Source organism: Ferrovibrio sp. (genome assembly GCF_964218355.1).
Classification (GTDB): Bacteria; Pseudomonadota; Alphaproteobacteria; order Ferrovibrionales; family Ferrovibrionaceae; genus Ferrovibrio.
In genome coordinates this window covers 1-14,650 of record NZ_CAXPMC010000026.1, presented here as the reverse complement: position 1 = coordinate 14,650, position 14,650 = coordinate 1, and the positions used below count along the sequence as shown (strand labels likewise).

Below are 14,650 nucleotides of genomic sequence, written 5' to 3'. Positions count from 1 at the left end.
GGCCGGCCCTTCCGTTGTACCCGCTACCGGCCGGCGGCGGGCATCACAGCTGCGGCATTGGCCCGCAGATTTTCTCGCGACAATGTGCCCACGACAATCCCGGAAATGCCGGGGATCGCCGCGATTTCCGCCAGGGCCGCCGCCGGATCGGCCAGATGGCCGCTGGCCAGCGCCTTTTTCACCAGCACGCCGCGGCCGGCCGCCGCCGCGGCCGCGATCACCGGCCGCTCGTCACGATGGCCCGGATTATACGTCACCATCAGCAGATCGACATGGGGCAGCAGATGCAGACCGCCGGCCGCGGTCTTGCCGGAAAAGCCGGTGGCACGCAGCTTGCCCTGCGCCTTCAGCCGCTGCAGCCGTTCGGCGGCCGGCAGGAAGCGGGACCCGGCCTCGTCGGCGCCATCGGAATGCAGCAGCACGGCATCGAGATGGTCGGTGCGCAGGCGGCGCAGGCTTTCCTCAACCGAGGCCTGAATGGCATCGGGCGAAAAATCGAACCGCGATTGTCCGCCGGCAAACCACTCGCCGGCCTTGCTGACGATCACCCAGTCCTCGCGCCGGCCTGGCAGCAGCCGGCCGAGCCGCTGTTCGCTCTCGCCATAGGCCGGCGCCGTATCCAGCAGGGTGATGCCCAGCGTGCGCGCCTCTTCCAGCAGGGCCACCACTGCCGCATCGTCAGGCAGGTCGAAACCGCGCGGATATTTCACCCCCTCGTTGCGGCCGATCTTCACGGTGCCGAGCCCGAGCAGGCTGACCGCGATGCCGGTCGATCCCAGCGGCCGCGTCTCCATCCGCCTCATCGCCATGCCCTCATCGCCATGCGGCGGCCTCCCACGGCGCGGCGGCAACCGGCGGTTCGGGCCAGGCGGCCAGCACCGCCGGATCGAAGGGCGCGCGCGATGGCGGCGGCAGGGCCTGCAGCACCAGGTCGGCCAGCTGCGGCGCCAGTGCCAGCTTGGTCGGCCAGGCCAGCAGCACCCGGCCCTGCCGCTGCAGCACCGGCCCGTCCGGCTTGCGGCCATCGGCGGTGGCGCCCTCGGCACGGTCGACGCGCAGGCCGGCAAAGCGGCAGCCGGACAGGTCGAGCTGCGGCAGCAGCTGGGCGAATTCCGCCCTTGCCGCCGCGACCAGCGCGGCTTCGCCCTGGGCGACCCCGGCCTCGGCGATCTGGCCGCCGACATACCAGACCAGGCTGCCATCGCCGCGGCGATGGGTGGTGATGGTCACCCGCGGCTTGTCGCCGACATCGAAGCAATGGGCCCACAGCGGCCCCGGCGCGTTGCCGATCATCAGCATGTGCAGCGGGCGGCGCTGCGCCATCGCTGCCGGCAGCCCGAGCGCCGCCAGGGCATGGGCGTTGCCCGCACCGGCCGTCAGCACCACATGGCCCGCCTGCAGATGCCGGCCATCGGCAAAGCCGAGCATGACCGCCCCGCCCGCGCCGGCCTCGCGCAGATCCGGCCGGCCCTGCCGGATCGTGGCGCGGCGCGGCGCCGCCAGCCTGCGCAGCAGGGCGGGCACATCCAGCACCATCTCGTCCAGCGCATAGACGGCGCCGACATGGGCCGGATCGCGCAGCACCGCGGGCCAGGCCGCTTCCTCCAGCCGGTCGACGCGGCCATGCAGCAGCTTGCTGCCGAAAAATCCGGTCATCCGGCTGGCCAGCGTGCGCCGCGCCCAGAACAGATGCCGCTCCGCCGCCGGCTTCAGGCCGTGCAGATCGACCTCGCCGCGGCCGTCGAGACAGGCGCGCCAGCGCGCCGGCATGTCGGCCAGCGCCTCGCTGTCGCTGCCCAGCGTCAGGTTGATCGCGTATTTCAGGCCGCCATGGACGATGCCCTGCGAGGCCAGCGTCTGGCCGCCGCCCAGCGCCTCGGCCTCCAGCAGCACGGCGCTGTAGCCCGCCTTCTGCAGCCGGGCCAGCAGCCACAGGCCGGCGATTCCGCCGCCGATGACGGCGACATCCACCTGGGCCGGGCCGGACATCGCCGCTCAGTCCCTGAGGCGGCTGATCGTCGCCGTGGTGCTCTGACCCTCGACCAGCTTCGAGACCCGCACCTCGCCGCCGTAGCCGCGCACGACATCGGCGCCGACCACCTGGTCGATGCCGTAATCGCCGCCCTTCACCAGCAGGTCCGGCTTCAGCAGTTCGAGCAGCGGGATCGGCGTGTCCTCGTCGAACACCACCACCATGTCGACCATGCCGAGCGCCGCCAGCACCAGCGCGCGATGCCGTTCGTCCTGCACCGGACGCTGCGGCCCCTTCAGGCGCTTCACCGAGGCATCGGCATTGATGGCGACGATCAGGCGGTCGCACTGCGCCCGCACCTCGCCCAGCAGGGCCAGGTGGCCCGGATGCAGCAGGTCGAACACGCCGTTGGTGAAGCCGATCCGCTCGCCCTTGGCCCGCCACAGGCCGACGCGTTCGCGCGCCTGCCCGCGGCTGGCGATCTTCGCCTCGGTGCTGTGCGGATCGGGCCGGTGCAGGCCTTCGCGCAGTTCGTCGGGATGCACCACGGCGGTGCCGATCTTGCCGACCACGATGCCGGCGGCGACATTGGCCAGATAGGCCGCCTGCGCCAGGCTGCGGCCGGCGGCCAGGGCCGCGGCCATCACCGCCACCACGGTATCGCCGGCGCCCGAGACATCGAACACCTCGCGCGCCTCGGCCGGCAGATGCAGCGGCGGATGGTCGCCCGCCTGCAGCAGGGTCATGCCGGCGGCGCCGCGGGTGATCAGCACATTGGCGATGCCGCTGTCGGCCAGCAGCTGGCGGCCGGCGGCAATCACCTCGAGATCGCTGCCGCAGGGCAGGCCGCTGGCCAGCATCGCCTCGGCCAGGTTCGGCGTCGCCAGCGTGGCGCCGCGATAGCGGGAAAAGTCGCGCCCCTTGGGATCGACCAGCACCGGCTTGCCCGCGGCCCTCGCCGCCGCGACCAGCGCCGTCACCACCGGCGGCGCGATGGCGCCCTTGGCGTAATCCGACAGCACCAGCACGTCGCAATCCTGCAGCGCCACCCCGGCCGCCGCGGCGAGGGCATCGAGCGCCGCCGCCGCCGGTTCGCGCGTCACCTCGCGGTCGACCCGCAGCAGCTGCTGGCGGCTGCCGATGAAGCGGGATTTCTCGATGGTCGGCCGCGTCTCGTCGACCACCAGCTGCGCGGAGATGCCGGGCTCGACCGCCATGATCTCGTTCAGCAGGTCGGCGCCGGTATCGTCGCCGACCAGGCCCAGCAGCGTCGCCTGTCCGCCCAGAGCGGCGATGTTGCGCGCCACGTTGCCGGCGCCGCCGGGCATGGCGATCTCGCGCTCGGCCTGCATCACCGGGATCGGCGCCTCGGGCGAGATGCGCTGCACGCTGCCGTAGACGAAGCGGTCGAGGATCACGTCGCCGACCACGAGCACGCGGGCGGCGGTGAAGTCGACCAGGCTGGCGGGAAATTCGGACATGGCTTTCGATACACCGCCGGGGCGGCGATTGCCAGCCCCTCCCGTTCCGGGGCGGCCGCCCGGAGGGGCGGTTCAGGTCTGCAGCAGCCGGCGCTCGCCGTCCTCCAGCACCAGGGCGGTCAGGTGGCCGGTGGTATAGGCGCCGGTATCGATGCCGATGCGGTTGGGACGCCATTCGACCGCATGCACGATGGTATGGCCATGCACCACGATGGCGCCGTGATCGGCCTCCGAATCGAGGAAGAGGTCGCGGATCCAGATCATGTGCTCGCGGCTCTGGCGGTCCAGCGGCAGGCCCGGCCGGATGCCGGCATGCACGAACAGGTAATCGCCGATCCGCGCCTGCAGCGGCAGCCCGCTGAGGAATTCGTGATGCTGCCGCGGCAGCGCCCGCAGCAGGGCGCGCTGGGTCAGCAGCAGCTCGTCGAAGGAGGCCGGCACCCGCACCCGGTAGCTGTTCAGCGTGGCATCGCCGCCATTGGCCAGCCACAGCGAGGCGCCGTAGGGCGCATCGAGGAATTCCAGCAGCATCGCCTCGTGGTTGCCCAGCAGCGCCAGCGTCTCGATCCCGGCCAGGCCGCCGCGCTGGCGCGGCCGGCACAGCCGGTCGAGCACCCCGGCGGAATCGGGGCCGCGGTCGACATAATCGCCGAGATAGAGCACCAGGCAGCGGCCTGGCGGCGGCGCGGCGGCAAGGTCGGCCTCGATCAGGCCATGCAGGCGGTCGAGCAGGTCGGCGCGGCCATGGATGTCGCCGATGGCGTAGATCCGAAGCCCGGGCGGCAGCCTGGCCTCTTCCAGCCGCATCGCGCGCCTATTGCGGCGAGCGCTTGGCGAGGATGCGCTGCAGGGTGCGGCGATGCATCTTCAGCCGCCGGGCGGTTTCCGAGACGTTGCGGTCGCACAGCTCGAAGACCCGCTGGATATGTTCCCAGCGCACCCGTTCCGCCGACATCGGTTCGTCCGGCGGCGCCGGATGCGCGGCATTGCCCACCTTCAGCGCGCGGTCGACATCGTCGGCATCGGCCGGCTTGGGCAGGTAGTCGACGGCGCCGGCCTTCACGGCGGCAACCGCGGTGGCGATGTTGCCGTAGCCGGTCAGCATGACGACGCGGGCATCCTGGCGGGCCTGGCGGATGGCACTGACCACGTCGAGGCCGTTGCCGTCGCCGAGCTTGAGGTCGACCACCGCATAGGCCGGCGGCCGCGCGCGCGCCATCTGGATGCCGATGGCGACGCTTTCCGCCGTCTGCACCTGGTAGCCGCGCTTTTCCATCGCCCGGGCCAGTCGCATCCGCAACGGCTCGTCGTCATCCACGATCAGGAGGGAATTGTCGGTCATCGTGTGGGAAATGTACCCGACCGGCAGGGCCGCGCAACCCCTATGGCCGCGGCCGCACTGTCGCAGGCCGGTTCCAGCGGACCGTGGCGCGCGCGCCGCCGCCGGGGCGGTTGGCGAAACTGACCTGGGCGCCGCTGCGCCGCAGCAGGTTGATGGCGATGAAGACGCCGAGCCCCATGCCGCCGGCATCGGGCCGGCTGGTCACATAGGGTTCGCCCAGCGCCGACAGGATGTCGACATTCAGCCCCGGCCCGTCATCGAGGATGTCGAGCCGGATGCTGCGCTCGTCCCAGCGCAGCTCGACATCGACGCGGCTGCGCGCGAATTCCATGGCATTCTGCAGCAGGTTGCTGAGGCCGTGGATGATTTCCGGCTGCCGCGGCAGGTTGGGCGGCGGCCCCTCGTCCTTCAGCGCCACCGCGAAGCCGATGCCCTCGCGCCGCCAGGGCTGCGCCGCCGTCTCGATCAGGTTGGCGATGCCGAGATCGGCGAAGGCCTCGACATCGCTGCTGGCGGCCGGCCGCCGCGACAGCCGCGCGAGAATCTCGCGGCAGCGTTCGACCTGGCTCTGCAGCAGCGCGATATCCTCGGCGAGCGGATGGCCGGGCGGCGTGTCGCGGCCGATCTCCTTGACCACCACGGCGATGGTGCCCAGCGGCGAGCCCAGTTCATGCGCCGCCGCCGCCGCCAGGCCGCCCAGCGCCGAGACCTGCTGTTCGCGGGCCAGCGCGATCTGCGTCGCCGCCAGCGCATCCGACATCCGCCGCGCCTCCTCGGCCACCTGCCAGGCATAGGTGGCGATGAACAGCGTGCCCAGCGCCAGCGCGATGAAGGTGCCCCACTGGTAGGTGGCGGGCAGCGACAGGCTGCTGCCGGGGGTCCAGGGCAGCGGGAAATGCCAGACCGTCAGCACGCCGGCCAGCAGGAAGGCCAGCAGGCTGAGCGCCACCGTCGAGCGCAGGGTGAGGATGGTGGCCGACACGGTGACCGGCACCAGGATCAGCACGGCAAAGGGATTGTCGACGCCGCCGGTCAGGTACAGCAGCAGGCCGAGCTGCGCGAGGTCGAAGGCGAGATAGCCAGTGGCCCCGGCTTCCGACAGCCGCTTGGCGATCGGATAGACGATGAACAGCACGATGTTGAGCAGGGCCGAGACGCCGACCACCGCCAGCGCCGGCAGCAGCGGCAGCCGGAAATCGAGGCCGAAATGCACGAACAGGATGGCCAGCAGCTGGCCGGTGATGGCGATCCAGCGCAGCAGCACCAGGGTCTGCAGGCGCACGCGGCCGGCGGGATCGTCGGCATGGCCCAGATGCGGCCCGAGGCGGTCGCGCAGGGTTTCAAGGATGGCGGGCATCGGTGCGGTTTTCATTCGTCGAGGAAATGCGGCTCCGGCCGCGCGGCCAGCTCTTCGTAATGCACCAGCACGGGCGCCGGGCCAAGCGGTACCGGGCGGCCGCCGCGGAAGGCCCATTCGCCGCGGTCGCAGTTGGCCGCGGTCACATAGCCGTTGATGTAGAGCCGGCGGTCGCGCGGCGAGACATTGGCGCCGGAGCCATGCACCAGGAAGGGCGACCACAGGGCGACGTCGCCCGGCGCCAGGGTCAGGTCGGTGACGGCGGCGGGATCGAGGCCGGCGGCCTCCAGCGCGCGGTCCTGCGGGCCCTGGTCGAGCACCGGCCCGTCGCTGCCCAGGGCGAGATCGTGGCCCAGGTCGCCGCGCAGATGGCTGCCGGGCAGGATGCGCATGGCGCCGCTGTCGCGGGTATGGGGGTCGATGGCGATGCCGGTCTGCACATAGGAGCTGGCCAGCGCGCGGAAGGCGGCGGCCGGGCGGCGGAAGCGGCTGTCCTGGTGCCAGGCGAAATCGGCGCGGGTGGCGCCGGGCGGCTTCCAGTGCATCTGGTTGATGATCTGCTTGAGATCCGTCCCGATCAGCGGCCCGAGCAGGGCGGCGAAACGGCGATCCAGCCGCACGGCATCCAGCAGGGCATCGCGCCAGGACGGCCACTGCACCATGCGCAGGATCCGCCCCAGCTGCGGGTCGCTGCCCAGCCGGAACAGCAGGTTGCCGTGCCGGAAGCTGCGCGGCAGCGCCAGCCCCTCGGCCCAGAAACGGTCGAAGGCGGCGGCCATCGCGGCCACCTCCGCCGGCCCGAACAGGCCGCGGATGACGGCATAGCCGTCGCGGGCAAAGGCGGCGCGCAACTGCGCCGGGTCCGGGAGGGCGGCCTGCCAGTTATGGGACGGGTCGGGGAAGGCGGACATTGGGGATAATCCCGATTCGGCTGCTGCCAGCAGGCCTGAATCTGCCTGCAAAAACAAGATTCCTGTGGAAAAGGCCAGAGTCCGGTTGACCCGGCGGGCTTTTGTCGCCTTACTCCATCTAGCGTCTCAGTCCAAGAACGGGGGCTAGATATGGTGTGGACAGACGAGAAGGTTAAACTTCTTGTGCAACTTTGGGATTCCGGCCAGTCGATCACCCAGATCGGCAAGGCGCTGGGCATGACCCGCAATGCGGTGGTCGGCAAGGCGCACCGGATCGGGCTCGCCAAGCGGGCCTCGCCGATCATGCGCAGCGACAAGCCGGCCCAGCCCCGGGTGGCCGCGGCGCCCTCGGGCGGTGGCGGCGGCCATGCCGCCGCGCCGCCGGCCCCCCGCCCCGCCCCGGTGCGGGTGCGCGAGGAAAGCAGCGCCACGGCGCCGGCGACCGGCCACAGCCATGCACCGCGGGAAGGCAATGCGCTGACCCCGGCGATGCTGGCGGCGCTGACGCCGACATCCGGCCCGCAATGCAAATGGCCGATCGGCGACCCGAAGACCGCCGATTTCGGCTTCTGCAGCCACGTCGCGCTGCCGGGCAAGCCCTATTGCGCCGCGCATTGCGCCCAGGCCTACACGAACTGGAACCCGGAGAGCGCCGTCGAGGCGGTCAAGGCGGTCAACGCCGCCTGACCACCGGATGGTCCGGTTTCCTGAAAGCCCGGCGGCCACCACCGCCGGGCTTTTTCATGTCCGCCGTCCGCCGCCGCCTGTTCGGCAGCCCGCCTACTCGGCAGCCTGGGCCGCGGCCATCGGCTTCTCGCAGTTGACCATCCACGGCGTGCCGAAGCGGTCGATGCAGGTGCCGAAGCGGTGCGCCCAGAAGGTCTCGGCAATCGGCATGGTGATGGTGCCGCCCTCCGACAGGGCGGCTAAGACGCGGTCGGCCTCGGCCGGCTCGTCGATATTCAGGGTCACCGTCACGCCCTGCGGCGTCTGATACAGGCTGGCCGGGCTGTCGCTGGCCATCAGCAGCGCATCGCCGATGCGGATGCGGGCATGGGCGACGCGGCCCAGCATCTCGGCCGGCATGTCGCCGGCCATCGGCGTCTCGCCATAGGTCATGATGCCTTCCGACGGCGCGTTCAGCACCTTCGCATAGAAATCCATGGCCTCGCGGCAGGTGCCGTTGAAGGACAGGTAGGGATTGAGACGCATGGGGAAACTCCTTCTTCGTTGCGGTGCTGTGGGTGGAGAAGACGAAAAGCTCAGGCGGCGGCCGGCAGGCCGGCATGCAGGCGGTCGAGCGCGCGCAGGTCGGCGCGCAGGCGGCCGGGATCGCCGACCAGCCGGTCGATTCCGGCATGGGTGGCTGTCCACACCGGCAGGGCATCGGCCATCAGGCTGCGCCCGGCGGGGGTCAGCACGACCTGCCGGCTGCGGCGGTCGGCCGGATCGGGATGCACCTCCAGCAGGCCGCGCCGCTGCAATGGCTTCAGCGCCGCGGTCAGCGTCGTGCGGTCCATGGCCAGCAGCTCGGCCAGCGGCGCCATGGTGGCGGGCACCGGGCGGTTCAGCGCCATCAGCAGCGAGAACTGCCCGTTGGTCAGCCCGAAGGGCCGCAGCACCGCATCGAAATGCCGGGCCAGGGCCCGCGCCGCCCGCTGGGCATGCAGGCACAGGCAGCTGTCGCGCACCATGATCGTCGCCTCGTAGGGCAGGCGCGGCTCCGGCGCAGCAGGCAGATGCGCAGACGGTGTGCGGCTGGGCGGGCGGTTTGACATGGCTAAATTATGTTGATATCAACCTACCTAGTCAAGCCCGTTTTCCCGAAGGAGACCGTGATGCGTTACGTGGATGGCTTTCTGCTGGTGGTGCCGAAGAAGAAGCTGCCGGCCTATGTGAAACTGGCGAAGAAGGCCGCGAAGGTCTGGCGCGAGCACGGCGCGCTCGATTACCGCGAATGCACCGGCGACGACCTCGCCGTGCCCTTCGGCCTGCCCTATCCGAAACTTCTCAAGCTGAAACCGACCGAGACGGCGGTGTTCTCCTGGATCGAATACAAATCGCGCGCCCACCGCGACCGCGTGAACAAAAAGGTGATGGCCGATCCACGCCTGAAGGAAATGTGCGACCCGAAGGACATGCCCTTCGACACCAAACGCATGTCGATGGGCGGCTTCAAGGTGGTGGTGAAGTAAGCCGCCCTGCGTCCGCTCAGGCTCACGCAGCCGTCGAGCGGATCGCGGCCGCCAGCGTCCTGAGCGACTGCCGCGCCGCCGGATCGGACAGGCCGGTATGGAGCACCAGATCGCGCGGCGGCAGCGGCGGCAGGCCGAGCGCCGGGCCCGCATCGACCGTATCCCGCGGCGCCACGCGGCGGCCGAGCACGGCGACCGCCAGCCCGGCCGAGACGGCAGCGGCCACCGTACCGACGCCGCCGCCGACAAACACCTCGGTCCACGGGATGCCGGCGGCATCCAGCGCCGCCACGCCCATGCCGCGCATCCCGCAGCCTTCGGAATGGGCGGCCAGCGGCAGCGGCTCGCCCGGGCGGTGCACGAAATCGCGCGCCGCCATCCAGCCGAAGCTTTCCGCCAGCAGCACCTCGCCGCCACGCCGGCCAGCCTCCTGCCCCATCACGATGGCGGCATCGAGCGCGCCGGCATCGAATTCGGCGAGCAGGTCGCGCGAACTGCCCACCCGCATCTCCAGCACCAGACCCGGCTCGGCATGTTTCACCCGCTGCAGCAGCAGCGGCAGTTCGGCGCCCACCGCATGATCGCTGATGCCGACGGCGAGCCTTCGCCGCTCGGTGGCGAAGGCATCCAGCGCGCTGCCATGGGCGGCGACCAGCTGGCGCGCCCGGTCGAGGAACAGTTCGCCGGCGGCCGTCAGCCGCACCCGGCGCGGCGTGCGCTCGAACAGGCGGCGGCCCAGATCGCCCTCCAGCCGCTTGATCTTCAGGCTGACCGCCGACTGGGTGGCGGCCATAGCCTCGGCCGCGCGGGTGAAGCTGGCGAGGTCGGCCACCAGCACGAAGGCCTGCACGGCGTCGATATCGAGCGCCTTCATGTCGGGCTATCATTACAAATGAAAATCATTGAAATATGATTCCATATCATTTTCGAATGATCAAGTGGGCGCTAACCTCCTCTCCAGCGACCGGCCCCGCCGGCCGGACGACCCACCCGGACAGGAGGACCCATCCCATGCCGCTTTCCCGCATCTCGCTCCGCCGCGGCAAGCCCGCCGCGTACCGTCAGGCCATCCTCGACGGCCTCTATGCCGCCATGCGCGAGACCTTCAACGTGCCCGAGGACGACTACTTCATGCTGGTGACCGAGCATGACGCCGCCGATTTCTGGTGCAGCCCGACCTATCTGGGCGTGGCGCGCAGCGACGACCTCGTGGTGATCCAGCTCGCGGTGAGCAACACCCGCAGCCTCGCGCAGAAGAAGGCGCTGTACCGCCGCATCACCGAAAAGCTGGTGGCCAGCCCGGGCCTGCGCCCCGAGGATGTGTTCATCAACCTGGTCGAGACGCTGCCCGAGAACTGGTCGATGGGCCATGGCGAGGCGCAGTATGCGAAGGACGAAGCGGCATAGATCCGGGCCGGCGGGCACAGGTTCGAAGGACCTGCGCAGCCCGGAGGGCATGCCCTTCCCAAGCACCGCCGGGGAACCCGCCCGCACCGCCATCGAGCGGATCACCGCAGAGGATTAACTGCCTGACGGCGCCGCCATACTGCCGGCCAGATGCGGCCAGCGGCCGGCCCATTTTCGGCAATCGGGCGGATGCCGCCTCCCGGGCGCTGCGCAGCAGCAGCCCCGCATCATCCACCGGCGCGACGGCTTTTTTTGCCGGGCGTCGGCTTCGTCAGCGGCAGCACGTCGCCGGTCGGGCGGGTTCCGAACACGCCATGCGTACAGAACAGCACCCGTTTCGGATCCTCGCGGGCCCATTCGATGGCATGATACCCGCACCAGAAGGGCGAGCCTTTTGCAACCGGTGCCGTCACCTCGTAGCCGGGCAGGCGGACGCGGACGAGGCCCTTGCGGCCGGCGGCGAATTTTTCGAACAGCCGGAAAAAGCGCGCGGCCAGCGCCAGCTGCGCCTTGTCCTTCGGCGTGAGGTAGAAATGAATCTCGCCGGTATCGGGATGCGGTACCGGCCGGTCGCGGATATAACCGCCGGGCCAGATGCGCACAGAGGGATGCGGCGGTGGCCGAAGCAACCAGTACCAGTCAACTTTCGCCCAGCCAGACCGGGTTTTGCGATGCTGCGGCTGCCAGTCCGGATCGAACACGATCACCCGGAATCTGGCGCGATAGGGATAGCGGCAGGCGTCGCCCAGCGTGGGGAAAAACTGCACCGGCGGCGGTTCCGGCCCGTGCTGCCATGATTCCGTGTCGTTGACGTAATCACGTTCGACATAATACCGCGCCTGCGGCCAGGTTTCGGCCACCGCCTGCCCGAAATCGTCCCAGTCCCGGGCCAGCATGCAGACTTCCCGGCCGCGGATATTAGTCGGCGGCGGGGTCCGCATATGGCCGGGGATGCCAAAATCGGGGTCCTCGCTCACGGCACGCCTCTCCTGCGGCCCAGCGCCCGCAGCAGATTGGCCGGGCCTTCATAGATGGCCGGAATCTCCGGCGCCGGGTCATGCTCAAAAAACACTACTTGCCTGACGGCGCCGGCACGCTGCCCGCCAGATGCGGCCAGCGACCGGCCCATTTTTCTGCGATGGGCCGGACGCCGCAGCCGCGCAGAGGCTCGCCTTGCTCCGAAAGCAGCGGTTCGCTATCCCGCCAATCGTAGGTGCGATAGTCGATCACACGCTTCGGGTCCTCCAGCGCCCAGCGGATCGCCTCATGACCGAGCCACAGGTCGCCCGCCACCTTGTGGCCGTAACCCTCGTAATCGGGCACCGACACCATCATCTGGTGGCGGTTCGACGAGAAGCGCCCGAACAGGCTGAAAATCTGCCGCATGAAGGCGATGTGGTCGGCATTGTTCGATTCCAGCCAGAAATCGATCCGCCCGGAACTGGCCTGCTCCGGTTCATGATCGGCCGGATAGATTCGCCCGGCATCGCGGATCGAGAAGGATGGCGCCATCGCGATCATGCGGGCCGGATCCTCCGGATCGTGGCCGGCCTGGGGACCGCCGTAGAATTGCGCGGTGATATCGACGGGAAACCGGTTGACCGGCGGCACCAGGTCGCAGATATGGCGGGTCGGCGGCGGGTCGGCCTTCTTTTCGAGGTCGCGTTCGGGGGGTGTCAGGCGCCGGACATACTGCGCATAGGGGCAGGCAACCAGCAGCGCGTCACCGATGGCTTCCCAGTCGGCCATGATGAAGCAGATATTCCGCGACCTGATCCAGCCGCGCGAGAAGCCCGGCACCGCCGGCGGCGGCGGGATGTATTCGACCGGGCGCGAGCGGTAGCGGCGGACCGGCGGCTTCATTTCTTCCCCGCTTTCTGTTTAGCGGCGTCGCGGCGCTCCGCCGCTGCCCGGGCGCTGGATGCGCCTTCGTATTCCTCCGGGCGTTTCGCATCATCCGCCGGCACGACGGCTTTTTTTGCCGGCTGCCGCCTTCGCCAGCGGCAGCACCTCGCCGGTCGGGCGGATTCCGAAGCCGGCCCGCTCGTAGAACAGCACACGGCTCGGGTTCTGCCGCGCCCATTCGAGGGCATGATGGCCGCACCAGTCCGGCTGACCTTTTCCAACCGGCGCGGTCACGGTCAACTCCGGCACGCGAACCCGGACCAATCCCTTGCGGTTGGTGGCGAATTTGCCGAACAGGCGGAAAAAGCGGCCCATCATTGCCGCCTGCTCGCCGTTATGGGGCTCGGTGTAAAAGTGGATGGCGCCCTTGTAGGGATGCGGCACCGGCTGTTCGAAAACATGCCCTCCCAAGCCGAACGCCACATAGGGCAGCGGCGGCTCCCCAGTCAGCCCCCATCGCCAATCCTCGGGTTCCCGGCCGATTTCCGTGCTGATTTTCCGGAAAGACGGCTGCCAGTCCGGATCGAACACCATCATCACCGTCCCCATCGGCCGGGGCCGGGTATCCAGAAGATGATCGTGCAAAGTGATCACCGGCGGCTCGGGGGTCTGCGCCCGGTCTTCCGGGCGATTGATGGGATCCGGCTCGCGGTAATACCGCGCCTGCGGAAACATCTCCTGCAGGGCCATGCCGAAATCCCACCAGTCGGCTTCAAGGAAGCAGACTTCCTTCGAGCGTATCCAGACCGGCTGGCTCATTTCCCCCTTAGCTCCCGCCGCTTCTTCGCCTCACGGGCATTCTGAGGGCCGTCATAGTCAGGCAGTACGTCGGGCACGGGCTTGTCGAACTCGCCCCGTTTCTCCCAGTCCAACCTGACCTGCTTCATCGTATCCATGCACACCTTCCGCGCTTCGGCCCGGAATCCTGCTTCGCTCATGCCGGGCTTCGACTTGGCAATGATCGCCAGTTTTTCGACGGGCGACATGCTTTCAATATCGCGCTTGGCTGCGCCTTCTCGCGACGTAGCCTCGCCATTCGCCTTGGTGTCGACCGTGCTGCCGCGCACCATTTCAACAATGTTCCGTGCAATCAGGATACCGAAATCAGGTCGCCGGCTGCCAGTCCGAACTTTGCCTCCGTCTTCGTCGAAATTCCACATATGCTCTTCGACAAGCCGCTTGAGATCCGCTCTCCCCTGAAAATTCCCACCACTCCGGTGTGTGACCTCAGCGTCGGGAAACATCTCTTCGGCGGCTTTCAGGCATTCCTGAATGGCAATATTCACGCCGCGCTGGGTCAGCAGGTTCCCGCGACCTCCACCGCCGCCCTTCTTTGCCATCTCGATGGCGAAGGCATCGTTGAGCCGGTCGACAAAGTCCCGCTTTGCTCCCTGCAGTGTATCAGCCCATGGCTCAAGCGGCGGCACGGTCAGTTCGCGACCATCCTCGGCGATGACGACGCGGCCGCGGCGCGGGCCGGCGGCATCGGCCGGCGGATCGTCGCGGCCGGCCAGCGGCAGACGGTCGAGATATGTGCGACGCGGATTCAGCAGGTCGCGCTGGCGCTGCCGCTCCTCCGCGCGGATCGCCTCGCGCATCTGCCGCTCTTCTTCCGCAGTCGGTGGCGACCAGCTTTCACCGCGCATGCGTTGCGTGGGCGGGACGGAAGGCTGTGGGACCGCCGGAGACTGCCGCTGTTCGGCACCGGGCTGCAGCAGCGACGGCGCCGGGGATGCCGGCGGCGCATGACGCTGCGGCGGCCGGTACTCCTCCGTCGGGCCGATGCGATAGGGATCGGGCTCGAAACGCGGGATTCCGCGCCGGCCGGGCAGGCCCGGGCCGCGCGCCACCTGCGCGCCGGCACGGAATGCGGGCTCGGCATCGTCGGGGACATCGCGGATCGCCGGCGGCGGCGCGGCCCTGTCCGGCGCATCGCCGCGCCGGGCCTCCTCGTCATGCCGGCGGTCGATGTCGTCGGGTGTCGGGGCCGGGCCCATTCTGTCGCCCACGGCATCGCGCAGGGCGGCCATGGTCTCGCCCTCGCCATTGGGGCCGACGCGGCCATCGGCCCCCAGCGGCA

The 14,650-nt window shown here is 69.6% G+C and carries 17 protein-coding genes; 3 read left to right on the top strand and 14 right to left on the bottom strand.

What is annotated here, in order from left to right:
• Positions 1 to 23: 23 nt before the first annotated feature.
• From ACEQZY_RS18035 to ACEQZY_RS18005, 7 genes are all read right to left on the bottom strand, one after another.
• Entirely contained in the window at positions 24 to 809 is a 786-nt protein-coding gene (locus ACEQZY_RS18035) for an aldo/keto reductase (protein ID WP_341705708.1), read from the bottom strand.
• A gap of 4 nt (positions 810 to 813) precedes the next feature.
• The gene (locus tag ACEQZY_RS18030; protein ID WP_370156271.1) at positions 814 to 1,989 is read right to left on the bottom strand and encodes an FAD-dependent oxidoreductase; all 1,176 of its coding nucleotides are present in this window, start codon (positions 1,987 to 1,989) and stop codon (positions 814 to 816) included.
• Positions 1,990 to 1,995: 6 nt separating this feature from the next.
• Complete coding sequence (gene hldE / locus ACEQZY_RS18025; protein ID WP_341705265.1) at positions 1,996 to 3,453, bottom strand: bifunctional D-glycero-beta-D-manno-heptose-7-phosphate kinase/D-glycero-beta-D-manno-heptose 1-phosphate adenylyltransferase HldE; 1,458 nt, start codon at positions 3,451 to 3,453, stop codon at positions 1,996 to 1,998.
• 72 nt (positions 3,454 to 3,525) lie between these two features.
• Complete coding sequence (locus tag ACEQZY_RS18020; protein ID WP_370156269.1) at positions 3,526 to 4,260, bottom strand: metallophosphoesterase family protein; 735 nt, start codon at positions 4,258 to 4,260, stop codon at positions 3,526 to 3,528.
• 7 nt (positions 4,261 to 4,267) lie between these two features.
• A complete protein-coding gene (locus tag ACEQZY_RS18015; protein WP_341705267.1) occupies positions 4,268 to 4,795 on the bottom strand; it encodes an ActR/PrrA/RegA family redox response regulator transcription factor in 528 nt (175 codons plus the stop codon).
• Positions 4,796 to 4,835: 40 nt separating this feature from the next.
• A complete protein-coding gene (locus ACEQZY_RS18010; RefSeq protein WP_370156267.1) occupies positions 4,836 to 6,152 on the bottom strand; it encodes an ActS/PrrB/RegB family redox-sensitive histidine kinase in 1,317 nt (438 codons plus the stop codon).
• 11 nt (positions 6,153 to 6,163) lie between these two features.
• A complete protein-coding gene (locus tag ACEQZY_RS18005; RefSeq protein WP_341705269.1) occupies positions 6,164 to 7,063 on the bottom strand; it encodes a phytanoyl-CoA dioxygenase family protein in 900 nt (299 codons plus the stop codon).
• Between the two features lie 150 nt (positions 7,064 to 7,213).
• Between ACEQZY_RS18005 and ACEQZY_RS18000 the strand changes: the two genes are divergently transcribed.
• Positions 7,214 to 7,750, top strand: a complete 537-nt coding sequence (locus ACEQZY_RS18000; protein WP_370156265.1) for a GcrA family cell cycle regulator — start codon at positions 7,214 to 7,216, stop codon at positions 7,748 to 7,750.
• A 93-nt stretch (positions 7,751 to 7,843) separates the two neighbouring features.
• Here ACEQZY_RS18000 and ACEQZY_RS17995 read toward each other — a convergent pair whose 3' ends face one another.
• Positions 7,844 to 8,275, bottom strand: coding sequence for a VOC family protein (locus ACEQZY_RS17995; protein ID WP_370156263.1), 432 nt, complete (start codon positions 8,273 to 8,275; stop codon positions 7,844 to 7,846).
• A 50-nt stretch (positions 8,276 to 8,325) separates the two neighbouring features.
• Positions 8,326 to 8,841: a MarR family winged helix-turn-helix transcriptional regulator gene (locus ACEQZY_RS17990; protein ID WP_370156261.1), complete on the bottom strand. Its 516-nt coding sequence runs from the start codon at positions 8,839 to 8,841 to the stop codon at positions 8,326 to 8,328.
• A gap of 60 nt (positions 8,842 to 8,901) precedes the next feature.
• Between ACEQZY_RS17990 and ACEQZY_RS17985 the strand changes: the two genes are divergently transcribed.
• A complete protein-coding gene (locus tag ACEQZY_RS17985; protein ID WP_341705797.1) occupies positions 8,902 to 9,258 on the top strand; it encodes a DUF1428 domain-containing protein in 357 nt (118 codons plus the stop codon).
• A gap of 22 nt (positions 9,259 to 9,280) precedes the next feature.
• Here ACEQZY_RS17985 and ACEQZY_RS17980 read toward each other — a convergent pair whose 3' ends face one another.
• Entirely contained in the window at positions 9,281 to 10,132 is an 852-nt protein-coding gene (locus tag ACEQZY_RS17980) for a LysR family transcriptional regulator (RefSeq protein ID WP_370156260.1), read from the bottom strand.
• 137 nt (positions 10,133 to 10,269) lie between these two features.
• Here ACEQZY_RS17980 and ACEQZY_RS17975 point away from each other — a divergent pair, with 137 nt between their 5' ends.
• Positions 10,270 to 10,665: a tautomerase family protein gene (locus ACEQZY_RS17975; RefSeq protein WP_370156258.1), complete on the top strand. Its 396-nt coding sequence runs from the start codon at positions 10,270 to 10,272 to the stop codon at positions 10,663 to 10,665.
• A 227-nt stretch (positions 10,666 to 10,892) separates the two neighbouring features.
• Here the strand turns inward: ACEQZY_RS17975 and ACEQZY_RS17970 are convergent, their stop codons facing one another.
• The 4 genes from ACEQZY_RS17970 to ACEQZY_RS17955 all read right to left on the bottom strand — a co-directional run bounded on the left by ACEQZY_RS17970 (position 10,893) and on the right by ACEQZY_RS17955 (position 14,600).
• Complete coding sequence (locus ACEQZY_RS17970) at positions 10,893 to 11,642, bottom strand: hypothetical protein (RefSeq protein ID WP_370156256.1); 750 nt, start codon at positions 11,640 to 11,642, stop codon at positions 10,893 to 10,895.
• A gap of 94 nt (positions 11,643 to 11,736) precedes the next feature.
• The gene (locus tag ACEQZY_RS17965; protein WP_341705407.1) at positions 11,737 to 12,528 is read right to left on the bottom strand and encodes a hypothetical protein; all 792 of its coding nucleotides are present in this window, start codon (positions 12,526 to 12,528) and stop codon (positions 11,737 to 11,739) included.
• 90 nt (positions 12,529 to 12,618) lie between these two features.
• Positions 12,619 to 13,329 (bottom strand): hypothetical protein, encoded by a 711-nt coding sequence (locus ACEQZY_RS17960; RefSeq protein ID WP_341705408.1) that lies wholly within the window; start codon positions 13,327 to 13,329, stop codon positions 12,619 to 12,621.
• Entirely contained in the window at positions 13,326 to 14,600 is a 1,275-nt protein-coding gene (locus ACEQZY_RS17955; protein WP_370156254.1) for a hypothetical protein, read from the bottom strand. Before ACEQZY_RS17955 ends, ACEQZY_RS17960 begins: the two co-directional genes overlap by 4 nt.
• Positions 14,601 to 14,650: the final 50 nt, after the last annotated feature.

Excerpts from the sequence above, each read along its gene's own strand:
- ACEQZY_RS18035 (WP_341705708.1), bottom strand. The coding sequence starts at position 809 with ATGGCGATGAGGCGGATGGAGACGCGGCCGCTGGGATCGACCGGCATC.
- ACEQZY_RS18005 (WP_341705269.1), bottom strand. The coding sequence starts at position 7,063 with ATGTCCGCCTTCCCCGACCCGTCCCATAACTGGCAGGCCGCCCTCCCG.
- ACEQZY_RS17980 (WP_370156260.1), bottom strand. The coding sequence starts at position 10,132 with ATGAAGGCGCTCGATATCGACGCCGTGCAGGCCTTCGTGCTGGTGGCC.
- ACEQZY_RS17995 (WP_370156263.1), bottom strand. The coding sequence starts at position 8,275 with ATGCGTCTCAATCCCTACCTGTCCTTCAACGGCACCTGCCGCGAGGCC.
- ACEQZY_RS17975 (WP_370156258.1), top strand. The coding sequence starts at position 10,270 with ATGCCGCTTTCCCGCATCTCGCTCCGCCGCGGCAAGCCCGCCGCGTAC.
- ACEQZY_RS17960 (WP_341705408.1), bottom strand. The coding sequence starts at position 13,329 with ATGAGCCAGCCGGTCTGGATACGCTCGAAGGAAGTCTGCTTCCTTGAA.
- ACEQZY_RS18020 (WP_370156269.1), bottom strand. The coding sequence starts at position 4,260 with ATGCGGCTGGAAGAGGCCAGGCTGCCGCCCGGGCTTCGGATCTACGCC.
- ACEQZY_RS18030 (WP_370156271.1), bottom strand. The coding sequence starts at position 1,989 with ATGTCCGGCCCGGCCCAGGTGGATGTCGCCGTCATCGGCGGCGGAATC.
- ACEQZY_RS17990 (WP_370156261.1), bottom strand. The coding sequence starts at position 8,841 with ATGTCAAACCGCCCGCCCAGCCGCACACCGTCTGCGCATCTGCCTGCT.
- hldE (WP_341705265.1), bottom strand. The coding sequence starts at position 3,453 with ATGTCCGAATTTCCCGCCAGCCTGGTCGACTTCACCGCCGCCCGCGTG.
- ACEQZY_RS17955 (WP_370156254.1), bottom strand. The coding sequence starts at position 14,600 with ATGGCCGCCCTGCGCGATGCCGTGGGCGACAGAATGGGCCCGGCCCCG.
- ACEQZY_RS18010 (WP_370156267.1), bottom strand. The coding sequence starts at position 6,152 with ATGCCCGCCATCCTTGAAACCCTGCGCGACCGCCTCGGGCCGCATCTG.
- ACEQZY_RS18015 (WP_341705267.1), bottom strand. The coding sequence starts at position 4,795 with ATGACCGACAATTCCCTCCTGATCGTGGATGACGACGAGCCGTTGCGG.
- ACEQZY_RS17965 (WP_341705407.1), bottom strand. The coding sequence starts at position 12,528 with ATGAAGCCGCCGGTCCGCCGCTACCGCTCGCGCCCGGTCGAATACATC.
- ACEQZY_RS18000 (WP_370156265.1), top strand. The coding sequence starts at position 7,214 with ATGGTGTGGACAGACGAGAAGGTTAAACTTCTTGTGCAACTTTGGGAT.
- ACEQZY_RS17985 (WP_341705797.1), top strand. The coding sequence starts at position 8,902 with ATGCGTTACGTGGATGGCTTTCTGCTGGTGGTGCCGAAGAAGAAGCTG.